This is a genomic window from Tistrella mobilis (genome assembly GCF_039634785.1).
Classification (GTDB): domain Bacteria; phylum Pseudomonadota; class Alphaproteobacteria; order Tistrellales; family Tistrellaceae; genus Tistrella; species Tistrella mobilis.
In genome coordinates this window covers 191,414-216,267 of the sequence record NZ_JBBIAB010000008.1, presented here as the reverse complement: position 1 = coordinate 216,267, position 24,854 = coordinate 191,414, and the positions used below count along the sequence as shown (strand labels likewise).

The 24,854-nt window shown below is 71.0% G+C and carries 24 protein-coding genes; 14 read left to right on the top strand and 10 right to left on the bottom strand.

Features of this window, described 5'->3' with window-relative positions; all coding sequences use genetic code 11:
• Positions 1-36: 36 nt before the first annotated feature.
• From WI697_RS14020 to WI697_RS14010, 3 genes are all read right to left on the bottom strand, one after another.
• Entirely contained in the window at positions 37-1,014 is a 978-nt protein-coding gene (locus tag WI697_RS14020; RefSeq protein WP_062762981.1) for a bifunctional riboflavin kinase/FAD synthetase, read from the bottom strand.
• 79 nt (positions 1,015-1,093) lie between these two features.
• The gene (locus WI697_RS14015; protein WP_014746408.1) at positions 1,094-1,543 is read right to left on the bottom strand and encodes a MaoC family dehydratase; all 450 of its coding nucleotides are present in this window, start codon (positions 1,541-1,543) and stop codon (positions 1,094-1,096) included.
• Positions 1,544-1,831: 288 nt separating this feature from the next.
• Positions 1,832-2,728, bottom strand: a complete 897-nt coding sequence (locus WI697_RS14010) for an alpha/beta fold hydrolase (protein ID WP_062762979.1) — start codon at positions 2,726-2,728, stop codon at positions 1,832-1,834.
• Between the two features lie 190 nt (positions 2,729-2,918).
• Here WI697_RS14010 and WI697_RS14005 point away from each other — a divergent pair, with 190 nt between their 5' ends.
• Positions 2,919-3,209 (top strand): LysO family transporter, encoded by a 291-nt coding sequence (locus WI697_RS14005; protein WP_345958882.1) that lies wholly within the window; start codon positions 2,919-2,921, stop codon positions 3,207-3,209.
• Positions 3,210-3,211: 2 nt separating this feature from the next.
• Positions 3,212-3,805: a LysO family transporter gene (locus WI697_RS14000; protein WP_231889348.1), complete on the top strand. Its 594-nt coding sequence runs from the start codon at positions 3,212-3,214 to the stop codon at positions 3,803-3,805.
• Between the two features lie 4 nt (positions 3,806-3,809).
• Here the strand turns inward: WI697_RS14000 and WI697_RS13995 are convergent, their stop codons facing one another.
• The 5 genes from WI697_RS13995 to WI697_RS13975 form a co-directional block, all read right to left on the bottom strand.
• Complete coding sequence (locus tag WI697_RS13995) at positions 3,810-4,802, bottom strand: NADPH:quinone oxidoreductase family protein (RefSeq protein ID WP_345958881.1); 993 nt, start codon at positions 4,800-4,802, stop codon at positions 3,810-3,812.
• A 56-nt stretch (positions 4,803-4,858) separates the two neighbouring features.
• Positions 4,859-5,578, bottom strand: coding sequence for a TetR/AcrR family transcriptional regulator (locus WI697_RS13990; RefSeq protein ID WP_062762971.1), 720 nt, complete (start codon positions 5,576-5,578; stop codon positions 4,859-4,861).
• On the bottom strand, positions 5,575-7,176 hold the full coding sequence (locus WI697_RS13985; protein ID WP_345958880.1) for a DHA2 family efflux MFS transporter permease subunit: 1,602 nt from the start codon (positions 7,174-7,176) through the stop codon (positions 5,575-5,577). Before WI697_RS13985 ends, WI697_RS13990 begins: the two co-directional genes overlap by 4 nt.
• A 15-nt stretch (positions 7,177-7,191) precedes the next feature.
• Positions 7,192-8,289, bottom strand: a complete 1,098-nt coding sequence (locus WI697_RS13980; RefSeq protein WP_062762967.1) for an HlyD family secretion protein — start codon at positions 8,287-8,289, stop codon at positions 7,192-7,194.
• A gap of 358 nt (positions 8,290-8,647) precedes the next feature.
• Positions 8,648-9,064, bottom strand: coding sequence for a hypothetical protein (locus WI697_RS13975; protein ID WP_345958879.1), 417 nt, complete (start codon positions 9,062-9,064; stop codon positions 8,648-8,650).
• 549 nt (positions 9,065-9,613) lie between these two features.
• On the opposite strand from WI697_RS13975, the gene WI697_RS13970 reads away from it, so the two are divergent.
• From WI697_RS13970 to WI697_RS13945, 6 genes are all read left to right on the top strand, one after another.
• A complete protein-coding gene (locus tag WI697_RS13970) occupies positions 9,614-10,141 on the top strand; it encodes a fasciclin domain-containing protein (protein ID WP_385997656.1) in 528 nt (175 codons plus the stop codon).
• A gap of 95 nt (positions 10,142-10,236) precedes the next feature.
• Entirely contained in the window at positions 10,237-10,812 is a 576-nt protein-coding gene (locus WI697_RS13965; RefSeq protein WP_345958878.1) for a sigma-70 family RNA polymerase sigma factor, read from the top strand.
• Positions 10,809-11,597: an anti-sigma factor gene (locus tag WI697_RS13960; protein WP_296714740.1), complete on the top strand. Its 789-nt coding sequence runs from the start codon at positions 10,809-10,811 to the stop codon at positions 11,595-11,597. Before WI697_RS13965 ends, WI697_RS13960 begins: the two co-directional genes overlap by 4 nt.
• A 109-nt stretch (positions 11,598-11,706) precedes the next feature.
• The gene (locus tag WI697_RS13955) at positions 11,707-12,690 is read left to right on the top strand and encodes an ABC transporter substrate-binding protein (protein WP_345958877.1); all 984 of its coding nucleotides are present in this window, start codon (positions 11,707-11,709) and stop codon (positions 12,688-12,690) included.
• Between the two features lie 41 nt (positions 12,691-12,731).
• On the top strand, positions 12,732-14,435 hold the full coding sequence (locus tag WI697_RS13950) for an ABC transporter permease (protein ID WP_345958876.1): 1,704 nt from the start codon (positions 12,732-12,734) through the stop codon (positions 14,433-14,435).
• Positions 14,432-15,547: an ABC transporter ATP-binding protein gene (locus tag WI697_RS13945; protein ID WP_345958875.1), complete on the top strand. Its 1,116-nt coding sequence runs from the start codon at positions 14,432-14,434 to the stop codon at positions 15,545-15,547. Before WI697_RS13950 ends, WI697_RS13945 begins: the two co-directional genes overlap by 4 nt.
• 10 nt (positions 15,548-15,557) lie before the next feature.
• Here the strand turns inward: WI697_RS13945 and WI697_RS13940 are convergent, their stop codons facing one another.
• Positions 15,558-16,742 (bottom strand): NAD(P)/FAD-dependent oxidoreductase, encoded by a 1,185-nt coding sequence (locus tag WI697_RS13940; protein WP_345958874.1) that lies wholly within the window; start codon positions 16,740-16,742, stop codon positions 15,558-15,560.
• Between the two features lie 162 nt (positions 16,743-16,904).
• On the opposite strand from WI697_RS13940, the gene WI697_RS13935 reads away from it, so the two are divergent.
• The 6 genes from WI697_RS13935 (at position 16,905) to WI697_RS13910 (ending at position 23,845) form a co-directional block, all read left to right on the top strand.
• The gene (locus WI697_RS13935) at positions 16,905-17,525 is read left to right on the top strand and encodes a TetR/AcrR family transcriptional regulator (protein ID WP_345958873.1); all 621 of its coding nucleotides are present in this window, start codon (positions 16,905-16,907) and stop codon (positions 17,523-17,525) included.
• Positions 17,522-18,346, top strand: a complete 825-nt coding sequence (gene map / locus WI697_RS13930; protein ID WP_345958872.1) for a type I methionyl aminopeptidase — start codon at positions 17,522-17,524, stop codon at positions 18,344-18,346. Before WI697_RS13935 ends, map begins: the two co-directional genes overlap by 4 nt.
• Before the next feature lie 102 nt (positions 18,347-18,448).
• Positions 18,449-19,564: a lipid A deacylase LpxR family protein gene (locus WI697_RS13925; RefSeq protein ID WP_345958871.1), complete on the top strand. Its 1,116-nt coding sequence runs from the start codon at positions 18,449-18,451 to the stop codon at positions 19,562-19,564.
• A gap of 158 nt (positions 19,565-19,722) precedes the next feature.
• On the top strand, positions 19,723-21,411 hold the full coding sequence (locus tag WI697_RS13920) for a methyl-accepting chemotaxis protein (protein WP_345958870.1): 1,689 nt from the start codon (positions 19,723-19,725) through the stop codon (positions 21,409-21,411).
• Between the two features lie 225 nt (positions 21,412-21,636).
• Positions 21,637-23,325, top strand: a complete 1,689-nt coding sequence (locus tag WI697_RS13915) for a methyl-accepting chemotaxis protein (protein ID WP_345958869.1) — start codon at positions 21,637-21,639, stop codon at positions 23,323-23,325.
• Between the two features lie 58 nt (positions 23,326-23,383).
• Complete coding sequence (locus WI697_RS13910; protein WP_296714719.1) at positions 23,384-23,845, top strand: DUF3574 domain-containing protein; 462 nt, start codon at positions 23,384-23,386, stop codon at positions 23,843-23,845.
• A 20-nt stretch (positions 23,846-23,865) separates the two neighbouring features.
• Here the strand turns inward: WI697_RS13910 and WI697_RS13905 are convergent, their stop codons facing one another.
• Positions 23,866-24,714: a hypothetical protein gene (locus WI697_RS13905; protein WP_345958868.1), complete on the bottom strand. Its 849-nt coding sequence runs from the start codon at positions 24,712-24,714 to the stop codon at positions 23,866-23,868.
• Positions 24,715-24,854 lie beyond the last annotated feature (140 nt).

Below are 24,854 nucleotides of genomic sequence, written 5' to 3'. Positions count from 1 at the left end.
AACCCGGGCGGGCCGCATCATGCCATGGGGCGAGGCTTATGGATAGCGCCGGTCGGCTGCCCTGGCGAGAAGCGATCGCGCCTGTTCGGCATCGGCGGCGATCTGGGCCTTCAGGGCCTCGATCCCGTCGAAGCGGCGCTCGGGGCGAATGCGCTCGATGAAGGCGATCTCCACCCGCCGGCCGTAAAGATCGCCGGCAAAATCGAAGAGATGCGCCTCGAGCAGCAGGTCGCGCTTGTCGAAGGTGGGGCGGCGGCCGAAATTGGCAACACCGCCGAAATGGCCGCCGGGCAGCACCTCGCCGCCGGGACCGCGGCCGGGTGCGACGTTCACCCGGATGGCATAGACACCGGTCGCCGGCTCGACATAGCGGCCGATCGCGACATTGGCGGTGGGAAAACCGATGGTCCGGCCGCGCCGGTCGCCGCCACGCACCCGGCCCGACACCGACCAGGGCCGGCCGAGCAGGCGGGCGGCCCGCACCATGTCGCCCCCGGTGATCGCGGCGCGGATGGCGGTGGACGAAAAGATCGTGTCGCCATCGGCGCGCGGCTCCACCACCGACAGGCTGAAGCCATGGGCCTGGGCGGCGGCTTCCAGCATCTTGGCATTGCCGCCCCGGCCCTTGCCGAAGACGAAATCATGGCCGATGGAGAGATGGGCGACGCGCAGCCCGCGCCACAGCACCCGCTCCACGAAGTCTTCGGCCGGCATGGCGGCGAGCAGGCGGTCGAAGCGCAGCATGAACACCGCGGCGATGCCGGCATCGTCCAGCACACGCAGCTTGTCGGCCGGGGTCTGCAGCCGGCCGGGGGCCCGATCGGGCTGCAGCACGCTGCGGGGGTGGGGCTCGAAGGTGAGCACCGCCGGCCGGGTGTTGAGGCGGCGTGCGGCCGATTCCGCGGCGCCGATCACCGCCTGATGGCCGCGATGCACACCGTCGAAATTCCCGAGCGCCACGGCAAGACCGCGTGCCTCGGGACCCAAGCCTTCGAAACGTCTGTAGAGCCGCATTCCCCGTCCATGTGTCCGGCCCCGGGCAGGCGGGGCGATGGGTCGCGCGGACCGCCGCCGCCCCGCCCGGGCCGGCGGATCAGCCGGCGGCAGCGAGTGCGGCCGCGCGGGCCGGCACCATGACCTTGGTGATGCCGTCGACGACGACCGTGCCGCCCACCAGGCATTCGGTGGCGAGCGTCACGCGCCGGCGCGCCGGATCGATCTCGTTCACCCGGACCAGCGCCGTCACCGTGTCGCCGATGCGCACGGGCGCGCGGTACCGGAAGCTCTGGTCGACCAGGATGGCGCCGGGCCCGGGCAGTCTGGTTCCGAGAACCGCGGAAATCAAGCTCGTGGTGAAGGCGCCATGGGCGATACGGCCCTTGAACGGCGTCGTCTGTGCGAAGTCCTCGTCCAGATGGACCGGGTTGTGATCGCCCGAAATGTCGGCAAAGGCCCGCACATCGGCGTCGGTCACGGTATGGGAGATCGTCGACTCCATGCCGACGGTCATGTCTTCGAGGCTCAGGCCGCTGATCGCGGTCATGGGAACCAGACCTTTCGATACTGCGCCCGGTCGCGCGCGGCCGGACCCGTCATGCTCTCCACGAGCCCGCGGGCGGGCCGCGGGCGACTGCATTCTCGTCCGGTGGCAGGGCGATGCCGGCCCCGGTCCCTTGTTTTATGTGCGGTGCACTATAAACCGGGCCGGCAGGTGGAGCAAGTGGCACATGGCGGGCAGAAATGGGCACTCGATACGGATAAAACCGCCGAATGCCCATTCAGTGTATCATGATGTCCGTAAATCGTGTCTGACGGAAATATCCGTACAAACCTATCCGCGCTTGCTGAGGAAATCGCGGATATGGGCCTCCACCTCGTCCGGCGCCTCATGGGCGATCCAGTGGGTGGCATGCTGCACACGCTCAATTCTGAGATCCGGCACCCAGGCCTCCAGCCCCTCGATCAGCCCGGGCACGAGCGCCGTATCGCCCAGCCCCCAGATCACCAGGGTCGGCACCCTGACCGAATAGACCGCGGGATCGAGCAGCGGCTGCTCGGGCGGGGTCGTGCCCGCCGGCACCACGTCGATGGGCGAGGCCCGGTACCAGTTCAGCCCGCCGGTCAGCCGGCCGGGCCGGCCCCAGGCCTCCAGATAGGCGGCGCGGTCTTCGTCGGTCATCAGCCCCTTGTCGTAGACCGGGCGCATCGAGAACCGCCACAGCCAGTCGAAATCATTGGCCGACAGCTTCTCTTCGGCTTCGGGCGTGCGGAACAGGCGGAAATACTGGCTGGCCCGGATCTGCTCGGGATTGCGCATCAACTCGCGCTGGAAGGTCGCGGGATGGGGCGAGTTCAGGATGATCAGCCGGTGGATGCGGCCCGGATGGGCCATGGCGAAGGACCAGGCCGCCGCCCCACCCCAGTCATGGGCGACCAGGATCACCTTGTCCACCCCCAGCGCATCGATCAGCCCCAGGATGTCGCCCACCACCCGCTTCGTCCGGTAGGCCTCCACCTCGGCCGGGGCGTCGCTCTCGCCGAAGCCGCGCAGATCGGGCGCCACGCAGCGATACTCGCCTGCGAAGCGGGACATCATGCCCTTCCAGGCGTACCAGAATTCCGGAAAGCCGTGCAGGAACAGCATGACCGGGGCGTCGGGCCGGCCGGCTTCGGCGACATGCAGCGTGACCTCGCCGACCGGAACGCGGCGATGGGTGATTTCGACCATGCGGGTCATCCTCCCTGGCGCGGCCGGGCCTTGCCGGTCCGCATTCATACGTTTGTTTTTATGCATGCTAGCGACATCCGCCCGGCACCGCCACCACTCAGGCGGTGGACATGGGATGGACAGCCGCCACCGGTCGCCGTAAAGCTCTGGCTGATCGCCGTTCCACCCCTGCGCACAAGGCCCCCGCCCCATGCTCGCCCTTGCCCTCGCCTTTCTGGCCGGCCTCGTGCTCGGCCGCCTGCTCCGCGGCCATCGGACACGCATCGCCCGGCCGGTCGACCGGCTGACGACCGTGTCGATCGTCGTGCTGCTGGTGCTGATGGGCATCGGCACCGGCGCCATGCCCGATCTTGCCGCCACCCTCGCCGCCTCGGGGCTGAAGGCGGTCGCGATTTCGGCCGCCGCGGTGGCGGGGTCGATCCTGGTGACGCTGCTGCTGCTGGGGCTGATCGGCCGCACCCGGCGGAGGCCGCTGCCGTGATCATGACCCTGATCATCCTGGGCGCCTATGTCGCCGGCATCGCCCTCGGCGCCCTGGCCCCCGGCCTTGGCGCGCAGACGGCCGATGCAACCGAGCCCGCGCTGATGCTGCTGGTCTTCCTGGTCGGGATCGGCACGGCGCTGGATCCGTCGGCCTGGGCCCGGCTGCGCAGCGCCGGCCCGCGCGCGATCGCCCTGCCGGTGGCGGTGATCCTGGGCACGCTCGGCGGTGCGGCGCTGGTGGCGCCGCTGCTGCCGGGGATGAGCCTGCCGGACGTGCTGGCCGTCGCCTCGGGCTTCGGCTGGTACAGCCTGTCGGCGGTGATGATCGCCGAGGCGCGCGGCGAGGTGATGGGCGCGCTGGCGCTGATGGCCAACATCTCGCGCGAGGTCATCACCCTGGTCTTCGCCGGGCTGATGGTGCGCGCCTTCGGGCCCCTGGCGCCCGTCGCCTCGGCCGGTGCCACCGCCATGGATGTCTCGCTCGGCATCATCACCATCCATGGCGGGCGGGAGGCCGGGCTGGTGGCCCTGGCCAGCGGTTTCGCCGTCAGCCTGGCCACGCCGGTTTTCGTGGGCTTCTTCCTCTCGCTCTGACGCTTCAGCCCGGCACCACCACGCCCGGCACCACCACAATCTTGCCGCCCTTGCTCCGCGACAGGGTCGCCGCCAGGGCCTCGCGGGCCCGGTCGAGCGGCATCTCGACCACCTTCGGCGGCAGCAGCTCCCCTGCCGCCACCCGCGCCATCAGCGCCAGCCGCACCGCGCGCGCCTCGTCGGCATGGGCCGTCAGATAGTGGCGGATTTCCACCCCGATCAGGGCCGCGCTCTTGAGCAGGGGCAGATTGACCGGCAGGGCCGGGATCGCGCCGCCGACGAAGCCCAGGATCAGATGCCGCCCTTCCTTGTCGAGCGAGCGGAACAGGGGCTCGAAGCCGGGGCCGGCGACGGGGTCGAACACGATATCGATCGCGCCGCCCGGCAGGGTCTCGCGGATCCGGGCGCGGATGTCGGGATCAAGCGACGGGATCGCCGCCGCGGCACCGAGCGCGATCGCCCGCGCCCGCCCCTCTTCGGTGCTGGCGAGCGCCACGACATGGGCGCCGGCCCGGGCCGCCAGCTGCACCGCGGCCGAGCCGACCCCGCCCGACGCCCCGGTCACCAGCACCCGCTCGCCGGGCGTGAGCCGCCCGCGCGGGAACAGGCCATAGGCCGCGGTCTGATAGTCGACCAGCATCGCGGCCGCATGGAGCCCTGCGAGCCCGTCCGGCACGGGATCCGCCTCCGCCTCCGCCACCACGACATGGGTGGCCAGGCCGCCGCCCATCTGCCAGGTCACCACCCGGTCGCCCGGGACATACCGGGTGACGCCGGGTCCCGTCGCATCGACGATGCCGACGATCTCGCCGCCCGGCACATAGGGCAGGTCGGGGCGGATCTGATAGCGGCCATGGACGATCAGCCCGTCGACATAGCCGAGGGCGGCGGCCTCTATCCGCAGCCGCATCTGCCCGGGCCCCGGCTCGGGCGTCGGTCGCTCGACCAGGGTGAAATCCTCGACGCGGCCCAGGGCCGTGCCTTCCCAGCGCAGCATGCGTGTTCCTTCCCGGCATCCGGTTCGCGGCCCCCCGGGGGCGCAGCGCCACCGGGTCAGTCGGGGGCGTAGGCCTTCAGGAAGCGCCTGACCGCAGCCTCCACCCGCCGTTCGGCCTCGGCGTCGTCGGGCGGCGGCGCGGCGTGGAACAGCTGGCGGAGCTGCAATTTGCCATTCAGCATACCGAAGAAGTGTTCCGATGCGAGATCGGGATCATCGACCGACAGCCGGCCGGCACGATCCTGTGCCGCCAGCCAGTCGGCCAGCCTGCGGCCGTTGCGGGCCGGGCCGATCTCGTAGAAGGCGGCGGCGAGATCCGGCGCCATGCCGCCCGGCCCCGAGCCGGTCAGCATGCGCATGACCGAGACCATCTTGCCCGAGATGACCACATCCATGAAATGCCAGGCGATGCGGGTCAGGATCTCGTGGGGCGAGGCCTCGGGGTCCGGGGTTTCCAGATGGGCGGTGATCTGGTCGGCGACCTCGGCGATCGCCGCCAGGAACAGCTCGTCCTTGTTGCGGAAGGCGTTGTAGATCGTCTGCTTCGAAACCCCGGCCTCGGCCGCGATCTCGCCCATGCCGGCCACGAAGCCGTCGCGGGTGAACAGCCGGCGGGCGGCATCCAGGATCGCGCGGCGCTTTTCCGTGTCGGGCGGCCGGCCGGGCCCCTGCCGGGCCGGCGGGCAGCCGGTACCGCAGGCCTCGGCCGCCGCTTCGCGGGCGGCGGCGACCACGGCCCGCACCCGGCGGATGTCGGTCCGGCTCGCCTCGGTCAATGCCCGCCTCCCCCGCCGGCCCCGGCCATCTGCGGCCGGCGCACGGTGGTGGTGATCACCGCCGCGGCGACGAAGATCCCCGCCAGCACCAGAAAGACGTCGCCGAAGGTCATCACCTGCGCCTGGGCCTGGATCATGTTCATCAGCGTCTTGAGCGCCGCGAGCGAACTGTCGCCGGCAATCGCTCCGTCGAAGCGCTGCCCCAGGGCGTCGAGTGCCGCCTGGACCTCGGGCCGGTTCGGGTTGGCGGCATCGGCGATGCGTTCCAGATGCAGGGCGTTGCGGTCGATCATCAGGGTGTTGATGCCGGCAAGGCCGACCGCACCCCCCAGATTGCGCATCAGATTATAAAGCCCGCTCGCATTCTTCAGCATCTCCATCGGCAGCGTGCCGAGGGCGATCTGGTTGACCGGCAGCATGCACAGCATCAGCGACATGCCGCGCATGATCTGCGGCCACAGCAGCTGGTCGAACTGCCAGTCGGCGGTGATGTGCGACATCCACCAGGTGGACCCGGCAAGCATGATGAAGCCGATCGCCAGCATCACCCGCACATCCATCTTGCGCGACAGCATGCCGGCGATGGGGGCCGAACAGAACTGGGCAAGGCCGGTGACGAACAGCACCTCGCCGATCTGCATGGCGTTGAGATCGCGGATCCGCGCCAGATAGAGCGGCAGCACATAGACCAGGCCGTAGAGGCCGACACCGATCACGAAGCTGAACACGCAGCCGGTGGCGAAATTGCGGTCGCGGAAGGCCTTGAGATCGACGATCGGGTTGTGGTGGCTCAGCACCCGCCAGAAGAAGCCGATGCCGGCCGCGACCATCAGCACGAACAGGAAGGTGATGGTGCGGTCGTCGAACCAGTCGTCGCGCGGCCCCTCTTCGACCACATATTCCATCGAGCCCAGGAACAGCGCCATCAGCACCAGCCCGAGCAGATCCAGCCGGCGCAGCAGGCTGCGATCGCCGGTATCGAAAGAAGGCGCGCGCCAGACCACCAGCGTCACCAGAATGCCGGGCACGACGTTGACCAGGAACAGCCAGTGCCACGAGAAGATCTCGGTCAGCCAGCCGCCGAGGGTCGGGCCGATGGTGGGGGCGAGCGTCGCGACCAGACCGATCACCACCGACACGCCGGCCCGCCGGTTGCCGGGGAAGAGCTGGAAGGCCGCCGCGAACACGGTCGGGATCATCGCCCCGCCGACGAAGCCCTGCAGCGCCCGCCAGAGGATCATCTCGTCGAGGGTGGTGGCCGTGGCGCAAAGCGCGCTCATCACCGTGAAGCCCGCCGCCGAGATCAGGAACAGGCCACGGGTCGACAGCGCCCGGGAGAGATAGCCCGAGAGCGGGATCATCACCACTTCGGCGATCAGATAGCTGGTCTGGATCCACGAGACCTCGTCGGGGCTGGCGGCGAGGCCCGCCTGGAGTTCCGACAGCGAGGACGACACGATCTGGATGTCCAGGATGGCCATGAACATGCCGAAGACCATGGCGATAAAGCCGGCGATCTGCCCCACCGAGGGCCCCTTGGGCGCCGCGGCGGCAGGCGCTGCCGGTGCGCTGCCCGCTGTAGACGTGGCCTCGGTCATCGGACCCGCCTCCGCTCAGCGCTGCGCCAGGCGCGGGGCCGTGGGCTCGGCACCCAGGCCGTACTGGGGCTGAACCGCTTCGGCCGCGGGCTCGGCCGCGGTATCGACCGCCACCACCACCGACAGGCCCGGCACCAGCAGCTTCGCCGCGGGATCGGCCTCGTCGACCGCGATGCGGACCGGCACGCGCTGGACGATCTTGGTGAAGTTGCCGGTGGCGTTCTCGGGCGGCAGCAGGCTGAAACGCGCACCGCTGGCCGGCGACAGGCTTTCGACCCGGCCATGGAGTTCCCGCCCGCCGAGGGCGTCGACCGCGATGGTCACCGGCTGGCCGGGGCGCATTGCCGCAAGCTGGGTCTCCTTGAAATTCGCGACCACATAGGTCTCGGGCAGCGGCACGATCGCAAGCGCGGTCTGGCCGGCCTTGACGTATTCGCCGGGCTCGACCGAACGGTTGGCCACGATCCCCGACTGGGGTGCCCGGACCACGGTATGGGCAAGATCGAGCCGTGCCGCCTGCAGCGTCGCCTCGGCAGAGGCGATCTGGGCCTCGGCCTCGACGCGGTTCGCTTCCAGCACCGGCACCTGGCCCCTGGCGGCCGCCACGGCGGCCCTGGCCTCGGCCAGCGACGCCTCGGCCTTGCGGGCATCGGCGCGGGCGGTGTCGTAGCGCTGGGCACTGGCGGCGGCGGTACGGTTCAGCTCGGCATAGCGCTTGAGGTCACCGGCCGCGCGGGCGCGTTCCGCCTCGGCCGAGGCGACGCCGGCCTCGGCGCGCGCGATCTCGGTCTTCTGCAGCTCCAGCTGGCGGTCGATCACGTCGACCGACGCCCGGGCGCGGGCCAGCGCCGCCTCGGCTTCGGCAACCTTGGCCTTGTAGTCGGCATCGTCGATCCGGAACAGCAGGGCGCCCGCATCGATCGAGGTGTTGTCCTTCACCGCCACCTCGGTGACCTGGCCGGCCACACGCGGCGCGATGTTGGCGATATCGCCATGGACATAGGCGTCGTCGGTGCTTTCGACGAAGCGGCCATGGCGCCACCATTCCGCGCCGTACCAGCCACCGCCGACCAGTGCCGCAACGACCACCGCGCCAAGGATGATCTTCTTCATACCGCCTCCGCCGAATGACCGGACCGCCCGAATTATTGGACCAGGGCGACCACGAATTGGTTTCCGCACAAGATGGCCGATCCGGCGGGGGCTTCAAGACATTTCTGGATGATCGGGTCCAGAAATTCCGGAGGGGTCACCTTCGGGCAACGCTTGGCGGTGACGGGGGTCACAAAACGGCGAAAGCCCGCCGGACGGCGGGCTTCGAGACAGTGTGGGAGGGTACCTGAAAGGGAGGTACCAGAAAGGGAACGGGCCGGATGCGCCTTGCGGCACACCCGACCCGTCCTGTCGGTCCTTCAAGGGGAACCCGATCGCCGGCGCACCCTTCCGGCGACCTGCTTCACGGTCGGACCGATCAGGTGGCGCCGCCGGCGGGGTTGCCTGACGGCGTTCCGCTCTGCGGCTCAAGATTGCTGCTGCCCGAGCCGGAACTGCCGGCCGAACCGGTATCGCCCGCGCCGGGGCTGGTGGCGCCGCTGCTGGCATCGCCCGGCGCATCGGGCGCCGGCTGCGCCGGCGTGGTCGGGCTGGGAGAGACCGGGGCAGGCGTGTTCGGCGCCGTCGGGGCACCGCTCTGATCGGACGGGGCGGGCTGGGCGGGGGCGCTCGGGGCGGGCGCCGACGGTGCGGGAGCCGAGGGGGCGGGGGCCGGGGCCGACTGCTCGGCCGGCGGCGTGCTCGGGGCGTCGGCGTCGTCGCAGGCCGCGACCGCCAGAACCGCAGCTGCGGCGAAGGCGAGACGGGTTGCGACGCGGGGGAAGGCGATGCCCATCTGAGGTGGTTGCTCCTGATGATGTCTCGGCTGCCCCCGGGGAGAGGGGCAGGTGGGCCGCGGCGGGCGCCGCACGGCCGGTCCGATGCCTCCTACGGGAAAGGAGGCGCCCCTCGGGAGAGGGAGGGGCTCCCATGAACGGCGGGACGGGGCCGGGACATGGGCGACGGGATCGGTGGACCGGCGCGGTCGGGACGGGCGGGAGGTGTGCTGGTGCCCGTCGCGGCCACATCCCGACTGTCGCCCGGATCGCCCTGCCATGCACGTGAGCGATACCGGGCATCCGAGAGCCAGAGTTGTGACCGGAAAAGGGCCGGCCCGCAGGCCTGCGGCTTTTTTCGGCAGGCCGCTGCATCCGTTTCGCCGGGGCGCCCCGTAAGGCTTGCATGGAGCAGGGCCCGAGCCGCATCGGCCCGCCCTGCCCGCAGCGAACCAGGGAGACATCGGATGACCAGTGTCACGACCTCCGGCCGGGCCAGCGCCCGCGCCGCAACCCTTGCCCTCGCTCTGATGCTGGGGGCCGGTCTGGCCGGCTGTGCCGGCGGCGGCATGCAGGGCGGCCGGCATATGGCGTCGGCCGCGCCCATGGAACCGGTCGAGGTGGGCGGAGCGCCCATGTATGCCGGCAAGACCATCGTCGAGAACGCGGTCAATTCGGCCGATCACACCACGCTGGTGGCGGCCGTGAAACAGGCAGGGCTGGTGGATGCCCTGTCGGGCCCCGGCCCGTTCACCGTCTTCGCCCCGACCAATGCGGCTTTCGACGCCCTGCCCGCGGGCACGGTCGACGGGCTGATGGCACCATCGGCCCGCGACCGGCTGACCGGGGTGCTGACCTATCATGTCGTGCCCGGCCGGCTGACCCGCGCCGATCTGATGACCCGCATCCGGGCCGGCGGCGGCAAGGCCGTGCTGACGACGCTGTCGGGCGGCACGCTGACCGCCATGATGAACGGCCCCGACAATATCGTTATCGCCGATGCCGGCGGCCACACCGCCGACATCTCGACCTATGACGTGCTGCAGTCGAACGGCGTCATCCAGGTGATCGACCGGGTGCTGATCCCGAAGGGCTGACCCCGCCTGCCCGCCCCGCCCCGGATGCACATGCACGATCCACAGCGACGTGATAGGGTTGCCCGTCATTCATCGCGAGGGGGCGGGGCGGGTCCATGGACCACGGGCCGGAAACCGACGGTCTGCACGACCTGCTGACAGCCGTGGGCACCGGCGACCGGCGCGCCTTCGACGCGCTGTATCTCAGGCTGTCGGGCCGGCTGCACGCGGTCGCCCTGCGCATGCTGAGGGATGCCGATCTGGCCGAGGACGCCGTCCACGACGCCTTCGTGCAGATCTGGCGCAATGCCGGGCGCTACGACCGTGCCCGCGGCGAGGTCACGGCCTGGGCGATCGGCATTCTGCGCTATCGGGCGCTCGATCTGCTGCGCCGGCGCGGCCGCGAAACCGCCGCCGACCCGGTCATCGTCGCCGATCTGGCCGATCAGGCGGCCGCCGCGGATGCCGACAGTCCCCCCACTTTCACGACACCGGAACTGCCCGGCCGGATCAACCGGCTGGAAACCTGTCTGGCCGAGCTGTCCGAGGGCGCGCGCGGCAGCGTCCGCCTTGCCTATGTCGACGGGTTGAGCCATGGCGAGATCGCCGGCCGCACCGGCCAGCCGCTCGGCACCGTCAAGAGCTGGATCCGTCGCGGCCTGGCCGCGCTGAAGGAGTGCCTGGAGCGATGACCGCCGGCCCGACCGATCCGCGGGAGGTTCCCGATCCGCGCGACGTCGACATTGCCGAATACGTGCTGGGCACGCTGGACGAGCCGGCGCGGACGGCGCTGCGCGCCGAGATCGCCCGGGATCCGGCACTGCGCGCGGCGGTCGCCGACTGGGAACGCCGGCTGGCCCCGATGGCGCTGGCGCTGGATCCGGTCGCGCCGCCCGCCCGCCTGAAGGCGCGCATCGATGCCAGCCTTGCGGGCGACACCAGCCGGAGCGAGGCGGCGCAGGTGATCGACCTCCGCCGCGGTCTGACCCTCTGGCGCTGGACCGCCGGGGCGGCCGGGCTTGCCGCGGTGGCGGCTGCGGCCATGGCCGCCTTCCTGCTGATCCGCCAGCCTCTGCCCGATCCCGACGCCACCCGGCTGGTGGCGGTGCTGCGCCCGCTGGAGGCCGCCGAAGCCCCGACCTGGGTGGTATCGGCCGAGCCGGGCGAAGGCTTCGGCCGGAAGCGGCTGCTGGTCCGCACGCTGGGCGTGCCGGCGGCCGGAACCGCGGCAGAGGCTGCGCCCGGGCCCCGGGATTTCGAACTCTGGGCCCTGCCGGGCGAAGGCGCGGCACCGGTTTCGCTGGGCCTGATCGATCCGGCGCACGAGACCCGGGTCGACCTGCCCGCGACGCTCGGCCCCCGCCTGGGTGACGGGCTGGGCCTGGCGGTTTCGATCGAACCCGCCGGCGGCTCGCCATCCGGCGCCCCCACCGGCCCTGTGGTGCTGATCGGCGCGCTGACCCGCACCGGCGGCTGAGCACCGACGCCCCGATCCCGCGACGGCCCGATCCCGCGATGGCCGACATCTGCCTGCAACACGGGCGTGGTATGCGGGCAGATCGGTTCGCCCGTGGAGATCACGCCCCATGAAGACGCCCACCCTGCTGCTGGCCGCGGCCCTTGCCGCAGCCACCCTGATGCCCGCCGCCGCCGATGCCGCCCAGGGCCGTCTGGTCGTCTACACCTCGACCCCCAACAAGGCGATGGCCGATCTGATCGCCGCCTTCAACAAGGCGGAACCCGAGGTCACGGTCGAGTTCTTCCGGTCGGGCACCACCGAGGTGCTGGCCAAGCTGGATGCCGAATTCGCCGCCGGCAGCCCAGAACCCGACCTGCTGCTGATCGCCGACAGCGTGGCGATGGCGGGGCTGAAGGCGCGCGATCGCCTGGCAGCCTGGCCCGACGCACCGGTCGAGGGGCTGCCCGCCACGTCTTACGACCAGGATCGCACCTGGTTCGGCACCAAGATCATCGCCACCGGCATCGCCTGGAACACCGCCGCCGGCCTGCCCGCACCGACCGGCTGGGCCGATCTCGCCGCCCCCGCCGCAAAGGACCGGGTGGTGATGCCGAGCCCGCTCTATTCCGGTGCGGCCACCATTCATGTCGGCACCGTCACCGCCACCCAAGGCCTCGGCTGGTCTTACATGGAGGCGCTGAAGGCCAATGGCGCAACCGCCCTGCAGGGCAATGGCGCGGTGCTGGATGCGGTCGCGACCGGCCGCGCCGCCTATGGCGTGCTGGTCGATTTCATGGCCTTCAATGCCGCCGCCAAGGGCTCGCCGGTCGGTTTCGTCTACCCCGCGGAAGGGGCGACCGCCGTTACCGAGCCGGTCGCGATCCTGAAGACCGCCCGCAATGTCGACGCCGCCCGCGCCTTCGTGGCCTGGCTGCTGTCGGAAACCGGCCAGCGCTTCGCGGTCGCCCAGGGCTATATGCCGCTGCGGCCCGAGGCCGGCGCGCCGCCGGGGCGTCCGGCCACCGTCAGGCTGCTGGAGATTGCGCCCGACGCGCTCGCCGCCACCGGCGAGGAGACCCGCCGCCGCTTCGCGGCGCTGTTCGGCGGGTGATCCCGGCCTCTCGCTTCCGGTTTCCGGCGCGGTTCCGCCTGTTGCCGGCCGTCCGCCTTTCACTGGCCGAGGCGGGCGGCCCGCCGGGCGATCCCCGCGCCGGCCGCGCGGGCCTGCCGGCGGTGGCGGCCGCACTGCTGCTGGCCGGCCTGCCGCTCGGCTTCATTGCGGTCGAGGCGGTGGCGGGCGGGCTCGGGCTCGGCCTGCTCGGCGACGGGCGGGTGCTGCAGGCCGGGCTCAATACGCTGGTGACGGCCCTGGCCTCCACGGTCGCGGCCCTGGTGCTGGGCGGTGGTGCCGCCCTGCTGGCCGGGCTGACCGACCTGCCGGGCCGGCGCGGTTTCGCGGCCCTCGCCCTGTTGCCGATGCTGATCCCCAGCCAGATTGCGGCGCTCGCCTGGGGTCGGGCCTTCGATCCCGCAGGCCCGCTGGCCCGGGTGCTGGGGCTGGGCGGGTTCGGCCCCAACCCGCTGGAAAGCGCCTGGGGCGTGTGGCTGGTGATGGGGGTGGAGCATATGCCGATCGCCTTTCTGGCGGTGATCGGCGCCGTCACCCGCATTCCGGCCGAACCCGCCGAGGCGGCACGGGTTGCAGGTGCCGGCCCCTCCGCCGCCCTTGCCGTCGCGGCCCGGCCGCTGGTGGCCCCGGCGCTTGCCGCGGCCGCGGCACTGTCGCTGGTATCCGCCGCGGGCAATTTCGGCGTGCCCGCCCTGCTCGGCATTCCCGGCGACTATCCGGTGCTGTCGACGCTGATCTATCAGCGCCTGTCGGGCTTCGGGCCGGCAGCGGTGGGCGAGGCGGCGGCCCTGGCCGGCCTGCTCGGCCTGGGCACGCTGGGCCTGCTGCGCCTGCAATCCCTGATGGCCGGGCGTGCCGCGCGCGTCGCCGATGGCGGCCGGCTGGTGCCCCGCCTGCCGCTGGGCAGGCGCCGCCGTCAGATCGCGGGGCCGGCCTGGATGCTGATGATCGCCCTGTCGCTGCTGCCGCTGGCGGCCCTGGTCGCGGCCTCGCTGGTGCCGGCGCCCGGCGTGCCCCTGACAGCGGCCACCGCCAGTCTCGACGGCTATCGCGCGGCACTGGACCTCCGCCACGGGGCGGGCGGCGCCGTGATCACCTCCGCCTGGCTCGCCCTGGCCACCGCGCTCGTGTCGGTTGCGGTGGCGCTGCCGCTGGGCCTCTTGGCCGCGCGCGGCGCACCCGCCGCCCGGCTGGCCGCCGGCGGCTTCGATCTGGCCCTCGCCCTGCCGGGCACGGTGTTCGCGATCGGGGTGATCCTGGCCTTTCTGCCGCCGCTGCCGGGCATCGGGCTCACCCTCTACGGCACGCCAGCCATCCTGCTCGCCGCCTATCTCGGCCGGTTTCCGGGGCTGGTGCTGGCGCCGGTGCGGGCCGCCGCGGAACGGCTGGATCCGGCCCCGGAACAGGCCGCGCGTCTGGCCGGCGCCGGCTTCCCGGCCCGGATCCGCGTCGGCGCCTGGCCGGCGCTCGCCGGCCCCGCGGCCGGTGGCGCGCTGCTGGTGCTGCTCACCGCCTTCAACGAACTCACCCTCTCGGCCCTGCTCTGGTCGCGGGGGGCCGAGACCGTGGGGGTTGCGATCTATGCCCGCCAGGCCGAAGGCGACAGTGCCGGCGCCGCCGCGCTCTCGGTGGTCGCCCTGGCCGCAGCACTTGGGCTTGCAGGCCTCGCCTTCCGGATGATCGCCCGCCTGCCCGGGCTTGAAAGCGCTTTCGGAGACCGCCCATGACCCCGCGCGCCCCTGCAGCATCGCCCCCGCCGGATGCCATCCGGCTGGACGCGGTGACCCGCCGCCATGGCCGCAAGGCGGCCCTCGACCGGGTCGATCTTCAGGTCATGCCGGGGGAATTCGTGGCGCTGCTCGGCCCGTCCGGCTGCGGCAAGACCACGCTGCTGCGCCTGGTCGCCGGGCTCGACGGCGCCGATGAGGGACGGATCAGCCTGGCCGGCCGGCCGGTGGATCGCGACGGCCGGGTACTGGTGCCGGCCGAGGCGCGCGGCGTGGGCATGGTGTTCCAGAGCTATGCCCTGTGGCCGCAGATGACGGTCGCGCGCAATGTCGCCTATGCGCTGGAACGCGCCCGCCGGGCACCGGCTGAAACCGCCGCCCTGGTGGCAGAGGCGCTTGCGGCGGTGGGGCTGCAGGACCGCGCCGGGGCCATGCCCGATGCGCTGTCTGGCGGCCAGCGCCAGCGCGTCGCCCTGGCCCGGGTTCTGGCGGCGCGCCCCCCGGTCGTGCTGATGGACGAGCCGCTGGCCAATCTGGACCCGCATCTGCGCCGCGGCATCGGTGAAGAGATCCGGCGCCTGCACGACGCCACGGGTGCCGCCACGCTTTACGTCACCCACGACCAGGCCGAGGCTATGGCGCTGGCCGACCGGATCGCGGTGCTGAAAGCCGGCCGGATCACCCAGATCGATACGCCCGAAGCCGTCTATGACCGGCCGGCCGATGCCTGGACGGCCGGTTTCATCGGCCAGGGCGCCGTGCTGCCGGTCACGATCCTGAGGGCCGAAGCCGAAGGCCGCGCCCGCGCCCGCATCGGGACGGGGCCCGATCTGGTCGAGGCGGTGCTTCACGTGCCGCCGGGCACCGCCGCCGGCCCGGCGCTCGCCGTTTTCCGGCCGGAACATCTGGTGCCGGTGCCGCGCGGCACCACCGGCAGCCTGCCGGCGCTGGTCGACCGGCGGGTGTTCGAAGGGGCAGGACGCCTGCTCTGGCTGTCGGCCCCCTGGTCGCCCGAGCCGGTGCCGATGCGCACCGGCCGCGAGGCCCCGCGCCCGGGCGACGTGCTTGGGGTGGTGGTGCGGGACGGCTGGGTCCTGCCGACCCCGGGCTAGATCCCCCGGGCTAGATCACCGCCAGTTCCACCAGCGGCCGCCCCTCGGCAACCCGGGCCGGGCTGAAATGGCCGAGGTCGAGCGTGACGAAGCGGCCATGGACGATCAGTTCGGCCAGCCCGCGGCCGGCGGCGGCGGCCTGCTGCAGGCCATGACCGCTGAACCCGGCGATGACCTGGAAATTGGCGAGGTCCGGCATCGGGCCGATCAGGGCGTTGGCATCGAAGACGTTCATCTCGTAATGCCCCGCCCAGGACGCCCCCGGCCGCAGCCTTTCGAAGGCCGGCACGCGCGCCGCCAGCACCGGCCAGATCCGCTCTTCGAACAGGGCATGATCGACGATCAGTTCGGGCTGATCGGGGTCCGCATCCCCCTCTCCCGGCGACCAGCCGCAGATGAAGCGGTTGCCTTCCGGCCGGAAATAGACGCCGGCCGGGTCGACGGTCAGCGGGGCGTCGTGGGGGCCGTGTTCGCAATCGAACACGAAGACCGAGCGGCAGCGCGGCCGCACCGGCAGATCGAGCCCGGCCATCGCCGCCACGGTCGCGGCCAGGGGGCCTGCGGCATCGACAACCTGGCCTGCGCCCAGCCTGCGGCCCGAGGCGAGGCGGACCGAGGCGATCCGGTCTCCGTCCATGTCCAGCCCCACCACCTCGTCGTCGAGATAGACCGCCCCAAGCGCCCGGGCCTTGCGCTTGAAGGCCTGAAGCAGCGCCCAGCCGTCGAACCAGCCCTCGCCTTCCAGCCCGAGCGTGCCGCCCGACAGCCCATCGGTCGCAAGCCAGGGGAAACGGGCGGCGAGTTCGGCCGGATCGAGCAGCGCCGACCGGGCGCCCGCCTCTGCCTGGGCGGCATGGACCGCCGGCAGATGGGCGCCGCCCGCCGGGCCCGCCAGCAGCAGATAGGCCCTGGGCACCAGCCCCAGATCAGGTGCGGCACCGTCGACCGCAAGCAGGGACGGATCGCGCAACAGCGCATAGCCGAAGCGCGACATGTGGATATTGGCCGGGGTGGAGAATTGCTGGCGGATCGATCCGGCGGACAGCGCCGAGGATGCCCGGGCATAGCCGGGGTCGCGCTCGACCACCGCCACCCGGCCGTCGAAGGCCGGGTCGAGCCCCAGGAAACAGGCGACCGCCGAGCCCATGGCTCCGCCGCCGATGATCACGACGTCGAACGTCTCTGCGGACGACATCCCGGTCTTCTCCTCCCTCGCAATCCGCAACCGGCCCGGCCGGTTGCGTGCGCCCACGTTAAACCGGCGCCACGGGCGGCGCCAGCGATGGCGCTTGACGCCGACGGCCAGCCCAATTAGAACCTCTCAATTAGAATAGATGATTTAATTCGGGAGATCCGGATGGTCCGCACCCCACGCTTCGCCGCCGAAGACTTTGTGGAAGCCGCGATCGGGCTGGTGGCCGAGGGCGGCCCTTCGGCTGCGACCATGGCGTCGATCGCCCGGGCCGTGGGGGCGCCGACCGGATCGCTCTATCATCGCTTCGACAGCCGCGCGGCGGTGATGGGGGCGATGTGGGCGGCCCTGCTGGATGAACTCGCCGGCATCCTCGCCCCGCCGCTTGCCGCAGGGCGGCCGGCCCGGGCGGCCCTTGCCCTCGCCGACTGGGCGGCGGCACGACCGCGCCCGGCGCGCGCCCTGCTGCTGGCCGATCTCGACACCGTGCTCGACGCCCCGCCCGAAGGCGACACGGCCGCGGCGATCGATGCCGCCGAGGCACGGATCGAGGCCGCCTTCGACGCCTGCGCCGCCCGGCTCGGCCTTGGGGCCGGTGACGCGGCCGGACGGGCACGGCTGCGTTTCCTGGTGATCGACGCCCCGGTTGCGGCACTGCGCCCGGCGCTGAAGGCCAGACGGATGCCCGGCCCGGGCGAACGGCGCCTGATCGAGGAGCTGGTCACCCTGCTGCCGACCGCACCCGGCAGCGACGACGAAACCGCGCTTGCAGAGGACGCCGCATGACCCGCCTGTCGATCGAGGCCGACGATACCGGCCGCCACACCCCGATCCACGGGCCCGAGGCGATCGCCGCCCTCCGCGAGGCCGGACGGATCGCGGCGCTCACCCTGGACCATATCGCCCCGCTGATCCGCCCGGGCATCTCCACCGCCGAGATCGATCACGAGGCCGATGCCTTCATGCGGGCCGCCGGTGCCGTGGCCGCCACCATCGGCTACAAGGGCTATGCCCATGCCAGCTGCATTTCGATCAACCATGTGGCGGCCCATGGCATCCCGTCCGACACGAAGCGGCTGAAGGCGGGCGACATCGTCAATGTCGACGTGACCCCGCTGGTCGACGGCTGGCACGGCGATACCAGCCGCACCTTCGGCGTGGGCAGGCTGCCGCTGAAGCTGAGGCGCCTGGTGCTGGCCACCTTCGAGGCGATGTGGGCGGGGATCGACGCGGTCCGGCCGGGCGCGCGCCTGGGCGATATCGGCGCCGCGATCCAGGCCCGGGCCGCCGCCGACCGGCTGACGGTGCTGACCAGTTTCTGCGGCCACGGCACCGGCCGCATCTTCCACGACGCGCCCCAGGTGCTGCATGTCGGCCGTGCGGGCGACGGGATGCTGCTGGAGCCCGGCATGGTCTTCACCATCGAACCGATGCTGACCACCGGTCGCGACCGCACCACCATTCTGCCCGACGGCTGGACGGCCGTGACCGCCGACCGGGCCCCCACGGCACAGTTCGAACACACCGTCGCGGTGACCGATACAGGGGTGGAGGTGCTGACACTCTCTCCCGATGATCCATCCCCCAGATCGTGGAATTTTGACTGACGGCAGGGAACCGGACGCTTTTCATCCCATTCTTGTCGCTGGACGGGCGTGTCACCTGCGGGGAACACTGCCGTTAACGTAAACTCCATCGGGGCGACAAGAATGAAGATGATCAAACGGGCCGGCATCAATCGGACCGGTTCCGCATTCGGTGGTACGCTGATCGCCGGGCTTGGGTTTGCCTTGTTTCCCGATCCCGCGGCCGCACAGGCGGCCAATGGCAGTGCCGTCACCGGCTCGGTGACCGAAGTGGTCGGCACGGCGGAAGGCACGCCGGACCAGCCGGTGGCGGTGGAGCACGACGCCGAGAACGGCACCTTCGCACTGGTGTTCGAAAACGACTATTTCGCCGATACCGACCGCCACTACACCAACGGCTTCCGCTTTTCATACATGACCCCACCGGGCAACGACCCGCAATGGCTGCGCGATGCGGTGGGCGCGATCCCCTTCACCGGCTTTGGCGGCGACATCCGCGTGGTCTGGTCGCTGGGCCAGAACATGTACACCCCGCGCGATACCTCGCTCCGCAATCCCGACCCCGACGACCGTCCCTATGCCGGCTGGCTGTACGGCTCGGTCGGCGTGATCGCCGAAACCGGCGGCGTGCTCGACCAGATCGAATTGTCGCTGGGCATCGTCGGCCCCTCCTCGCTTGCCGAGCAGACCCAGAAGGGCGTTCACGAGCTGATTTCGAGCGACGACCCCCAGGGCTGGGACACCCAGCTCAAGGACGAGCCGATCGTCCAGCTGACCTATCAGAAGAGCTGGCGCGCCCTCGCGGCCGGCTCCGCCTGGGGATTTGCCGCCGATGTCACGCCGCATGCCGGCTTTGCCCTCGGCAATGCCTTCACCTATGCCAATACCGGCGTCACCTTCCGTCTGGGCCAGGATCTGCCGCGCGATTACGGCCCGCCGCGGATCAGCCCCAGCCTGCCCGGCTCAACCTATTTCCGCCCGACCGACAGCTGGGGCTGGTATCTGTTCGCCGGCGTCGACGGGCGTGCGGTCGCCCGCAACATCTTCCTGGACGGCAACACCTGGAAGGACAGCCGCAGCGTCGACAAGAAGCCGCTGGTCGGCGACCTGCAGGCCGGTCTTGCCATCACCATCAACGGCGCCCGCATCGCCTACACCCATGTGATCCGGTCGAAGGAGTTCGACGGCCAGGATCAGCATGATGAATTCGGCGCCTTGTCTGTGTCGTTTAATTTTTAACGAAGTGTAAATAGACATTTCAATTCAATTGAAGCACGGATTATTTTGAAAGATCCCCATATTCAATAAGTACTTTCTTAAACACCCCGGCGTAGGCTCGGAGTGCGGCAGGCCCTGTCATGGCCCCGCCTCAGAGCCACGTCGGAGCACCCGTCATCATGTCGTCCGTCCGTTCCCTCAAGATCGGCGGCAAGCTCGTTCTCGCGTTTGCCGCCCTCATCCTGATCATTCTCACGATTTCGCTCTTCGCCATCGACCGCCTCGGCAGGGTCGAGGATGCGGCTGCGGAGATGCGCGAAAACCGGGTTCCAAGTCTGACCACGATCACGAAGATGGATGTGGCGGCTCTTGAGCACCGCATCTCGGTCGCCGGGCACATCATCTCGCAGGATGCGGCGTCCATGGCGCGCATGGAGACCCAGATCGACCAGTATGCGACCATGATGGCCGAGGCGATCAGCGCCTATCGGCCGCTGATCTCGGACGATGCCGAACGGGCGGCCGTCGACCGCCTCGCCTCGGGATGGGAGCAGTATCTTGAGGTCACCAAACGCCTGCTGACCGTATCTCGCGAGAACCGCACGGCCGAAGCGATGGCGCTCTATGAAGGTGAGGCGCGGGAAAACCGACAGATCGTCGGCAAGGCGCTGGAAGAGATCAGCCAGATGAATGTCGATGCCGTGGCCGCTGCAGGCGAACATGCCGTCGAGGTTTATGACGGCGCCCGCCTCGGCCTGCTGACCGCCCTGGCCATCGGGCTGGTGGTCGGGGTAGCAGCCGTCATGCTGCTGATCCGCTCGGTCGCGCGTCCGGTCAGTGCCATGACCGCCACCATGCGGCGCCTGGCCGACAAGGACACCTCGGTCCAGATCCCCGGCGCCGGGCGCGGCGACGAGATCGGCGACATGTCCAAGGCGGTCGAGCATTTCCGCGACAACATGATCCGCGCCGACCAGCTTGCCGCCGAGCAGGAAGCCGGCCGCGCCGCCCGCGAGGCGGAGCGCAGCCGCCGGGATGCGGCCACCAGCCGCTTCCTGGACCAGATCGGCCGCGTGGTCAGCAATCTGGGCTCGGCCGCGACCCAGATGAACGGCAATGCCGAAACCCTGAGCCATGCGGCGGATGAAAGCCAGAGCCGCACCACCACCGTCGCTGCCGCCGCCGAACAGGCCACGGTGAACGTCCAGACCGTCGCCACCGCGGCGGAAGAACTCGCCGCCTCGATCCGCGAGGTCGGCGGCCGCATCACCACCACCGCCGACGTCACCCGCCGGGCCGTCGATCAGGCTGAGACCACCAATGCCGTGGTTCAGGACCTGACCCGCACGGCGCAGAAGATCGGCGATGTGGTGCTGCTGATCCAGCAGATCGCCGCACAGACCAACCTGCTGGCGCTGAATGCCACCATCGAGGCGGCACGGGCCGGCGAGGCCGGCAAGGGCTTCGCGGTCGTCGCGTCCGAGGTGAAGAGCCTGGCCAGCCAGACCGGCAAGGCCACCGAAGAGATCCAGAGCCAGATCGACGCCATCGTCGGCGCCACCGACCGCACCGCCGGTGCCATCCGGTCGATCTCCACCACCATCGGCGAAGTGGGCGAGCTGACCTCGGCCGTTGCCGCGGCCGTCGAGGAACAGGTCGCCGCCACCGCCGAGATCGCCCGCAACACCCAGCAGGCCTCCAGCGGGACCGACGAGGTCATGCGCACCATCCACGGCGTCGCCGAACGCGCCATCGAGACCGGCCGGGCCGCCGGCGATGTCCGCAGCGCCGCCGGATCGCTCACCGCCGAAGCCGCGCGGCTGCGCGACCTGGTCGAAGGCTACGTCGCCGAGATCAAGGCCGCCTGAGCCCCCACCCTCTGTCTCTCCGGCCGGCTCTCTGAACTCCCGCCCTCTCCGGGCGGGAGTTTTTCGTATCGGCCGGTGGGATCGTACAATCAGCTCCCGGAATTCCGTCGCGGATTGCGCCAGATCAATTCGCCATTGAGCCGCATGATGTAATCATTCCAGGATAAGACAACTCCAGCACACCGTCCCCGGACGCCGGCCACGAACGCCCAACGGAGAAGCTGCATGCGGTCACTCAACTCTCTCAGGATCGGCACCAAGCTGATCCTTGCCTTCGTCCTGCTGATCGGATCGAGCGTGGTGGTCGCGGTCTTCACGATCGACCGGCTGGACCAGCTCGAGGCCGCATCGGCGGACATGCGCGACAACCGGACGCCGAGCATGGTGACGATCGCAGAACTCGACGTGGCCGCCCTGGAACACCGGGTTTCGGTGGCGGGCCACCTGCTTGCCGACACCGCCCCGGCCAAGGCGAAACTGGAAGCTGCCGCCGCGGAAGACGCCGCGCGCGTGGAGCGGGCGCTCGCAGCCTTCCGGCCGCTGGTCTCGGATGCGGATGAACGGGTGCAGCTGGAGCGGCTGGCCAAAGGCTGGGCGGATTATCGCCGGGTCAGCGACCGGCTGCTCGCCCTGTCGCGCGACGGCAAGACGGCGGAGGCCCGGGCGATCTACGAGGGCGATGCCCGCCGGCTGCGGCAGGAGGTTGCGACCACGCTGGCCGCGATGACCAATGCCACCGTCGAGGGGATCCGTCGCGAAGGCGAGGCGGCCCGCGCCGACTATCAGCTGACGCGGACCCTGCTGGTGATCGTGACCGCCATCGGCCCGCTGATCTCGGCCGGCATCGTCTATCTTCTGATCCTGTCGGTGTCGCGCCCGGTGTCGTCGATGACGGCCGCCATGCGGCGGCTGGCCGACAAGGACACCTCGGTTCCGATCCCCGGCGCCGGCCGCGGCGACGAGATCGGCGAGATGGCCGGCGCCGTCGCCTATTTCCGGGACAATATGATCCGCGCCGATCGCCTGACCGCCGAGCAGGAACAGGCCAGTGCCGCGCGAGAGGCGGAACGTGCGAAGCGTGATGCCTCGACCTCCCGCTTCCTGGAGGAAATCGCCAGCATCGTCACCCATCTGGGCTCGGCCGCCAGCCAGATGCACGGCAATGCCGAAAAGCTGAGCCGCACCGCCGACGACAGCCAGAGCCGCACCACCACGGTCGCAGCCGCGGCCGAGCAGGCCACCGTCAACGTCCAGACGGTCGCCACCGCGGCGGAAGAACTCGCCGCCTCGATCCGCGAGGTGGGCAGCCGCATCGCCGCCACCGCCGACGTCACCCGCCGGGCGGTCGATCAGGCCGAGACCACCAATGCCGTGGTCCAGGATCTGGCAAGCTCGGCCCAGAAGATCGGCGATGTCGTGCTGTTGATCCAGCAGGTCGCCGAACAGACCAACCTGCTGGCGCTGAACGCCACGATCGAGGCGGCACGGGCCGGCGAAGCCGGCAAGGGCTTCGCGGTGGTCGCGGCGGAAGTGAAGAACCTCGCCGGCCAGACCGGCAATGCGACCCAGGAAATCCAGGCCCAGATCGACGCCATCGTCAAGGCGACCGACCGGGCGGTGGACGCGATCCGCTCCATCTCCACCACCATCGGCGATGTGGGGGAGCAGACCTCGGCCGTGGCCGCCGCGGTGGAACAGCAGGTCGCCGCCACCTCTGAAATCGCCCGCAACACCCAGCAGGCCTCGTCGGGGACGGGGGAGGTGCTGCGCACGATCCACGGTGTCGCCGAACGCGCGGTCGAAACCGGCCATGCCGCCAGCGATGTCCGCAATGCCGCCGGATCGCTGTCCGACCAGGCCCAGCGGCTGCGCAACCTGGTCGAGGGCTATGTCGCCGAAATCAAGGCGGCCTGACCCCACCCCAGCCGCCACCCCCAGCCCCCACCCCTGGCATTTCCGGAGGACACCCACCATGGCGGGTTCCGCATCGGTCATCCGTCTGCCGGCCGTTGCAGCGCTGCTGCTGCTGACGGCCGCCTGCGCCGGCCATCCGCAGGGGCCCGCACCCGCCGCCGCCTGCCCGGCCGGCGATACGGCGATGGTCCAGGCCACGCTGTTCTTCGGCCTGGACCGGCCCGGCGGCGCGCCGCAGATCACCCCCCGCGAATTCGACCGCTTCGTGGACGAGGTGGTAAGCCCGACCTTCCCCGACGGCTTCACCATTCAGCAGGCCGAAGGCGGCTGGCGGGACACCGAAACCGGCGCCACGATCCGCGAACCCTCGCGGACCATCCTGATCCTGGCGCCGGCCGCCGATGCCGCGGCGCGGGCCGCCCTGCGCACGCGGCTCGACCGGGTCCGCTCGGCCTATATCCGGGCCTTCGACCAGCAGGCCGTGGGCCTTGCCACCGGCCCGGCCTGCGTCGACTTCTGAGCGGCCCGTTTTCTGACCGCTCAGCCGGGACAGGGATCCCGGTGCAGCCAGCCGGCAAGCGCCCCGCCGCTCGCCAGAACCTCTTCGATCCGGCCGCAGGCGACGTTCGGCGGGCCGGCGAGGTCGGGGTCTGCCGGCAGGAAGACGGGGTTTCCTTCCGCAGGCGCATCCGCCGGGCTTTCCCGCACCGGCACCAGGGTTTCCACCCGCGATCCGGTCGCATCCGCGATGCAGTCGTGGCGCGAGCCGTCGGGCGCACGCAGCCGGATGCCGGCCATGCCCCGGTTCATCGGCCAGGCCGAGACCACCGCCTCGACCGGTACCCGGCCGTCGGCGATACAGGCCCGGATGGCGGGCAGCAGATCGGCCAGATGGCGGGTCCAGTCGTCGGGTTCGACCTGGGGCGCCACCCGGGCGGCATCGGCGCCGGCAAGGCTGCAGCATCCGGCGGCGACACTGCCGCCGGGGAAAGAGACCACGGCCCGCCAGGGCCTGTCGGGGGTCTGGTCCGACATGGTCGAGGCGCAGCTTTCCCGGCGCATGGTCGCGACCAGCAGCCCTTCCCGCCCGTCACCGCGGAAGACCGCGGCCGGCGGCTCCAGAAAATCCAGCGTGTCCAGCCGGCCGGTCAGGACGATCTCGTCGATGCCGGCCGCCCCCGGACGCGACAGCCGCGCCTCGGTACGGCCGATCTCCAGCCCCCAGAACGGCTCCTCGCCCACGCAGCTCATGCCGCGGATGCTGGCCGCCTGCGGTCCCGGATCCGGCCGCGTCGGATCCGACGCCAGGGTCGGCACGGATGCCGACAGCACGACCGCCATGGGGGCCAGCAAGGCCAGATGATGCAGACCGGCGCGGGATGGGAACATGATCGTCTCCTCGTCGGATATCGCAAGCCGCCCCGTCTCCCGCAGACGAGCATATCACGTCGGCGGGCCTATCACGTCGGCGGACCGCTGGCGCCGGGAACGGGTTTGTCGCAGACTGGGTTATCCCCGCGCCCGCTCAG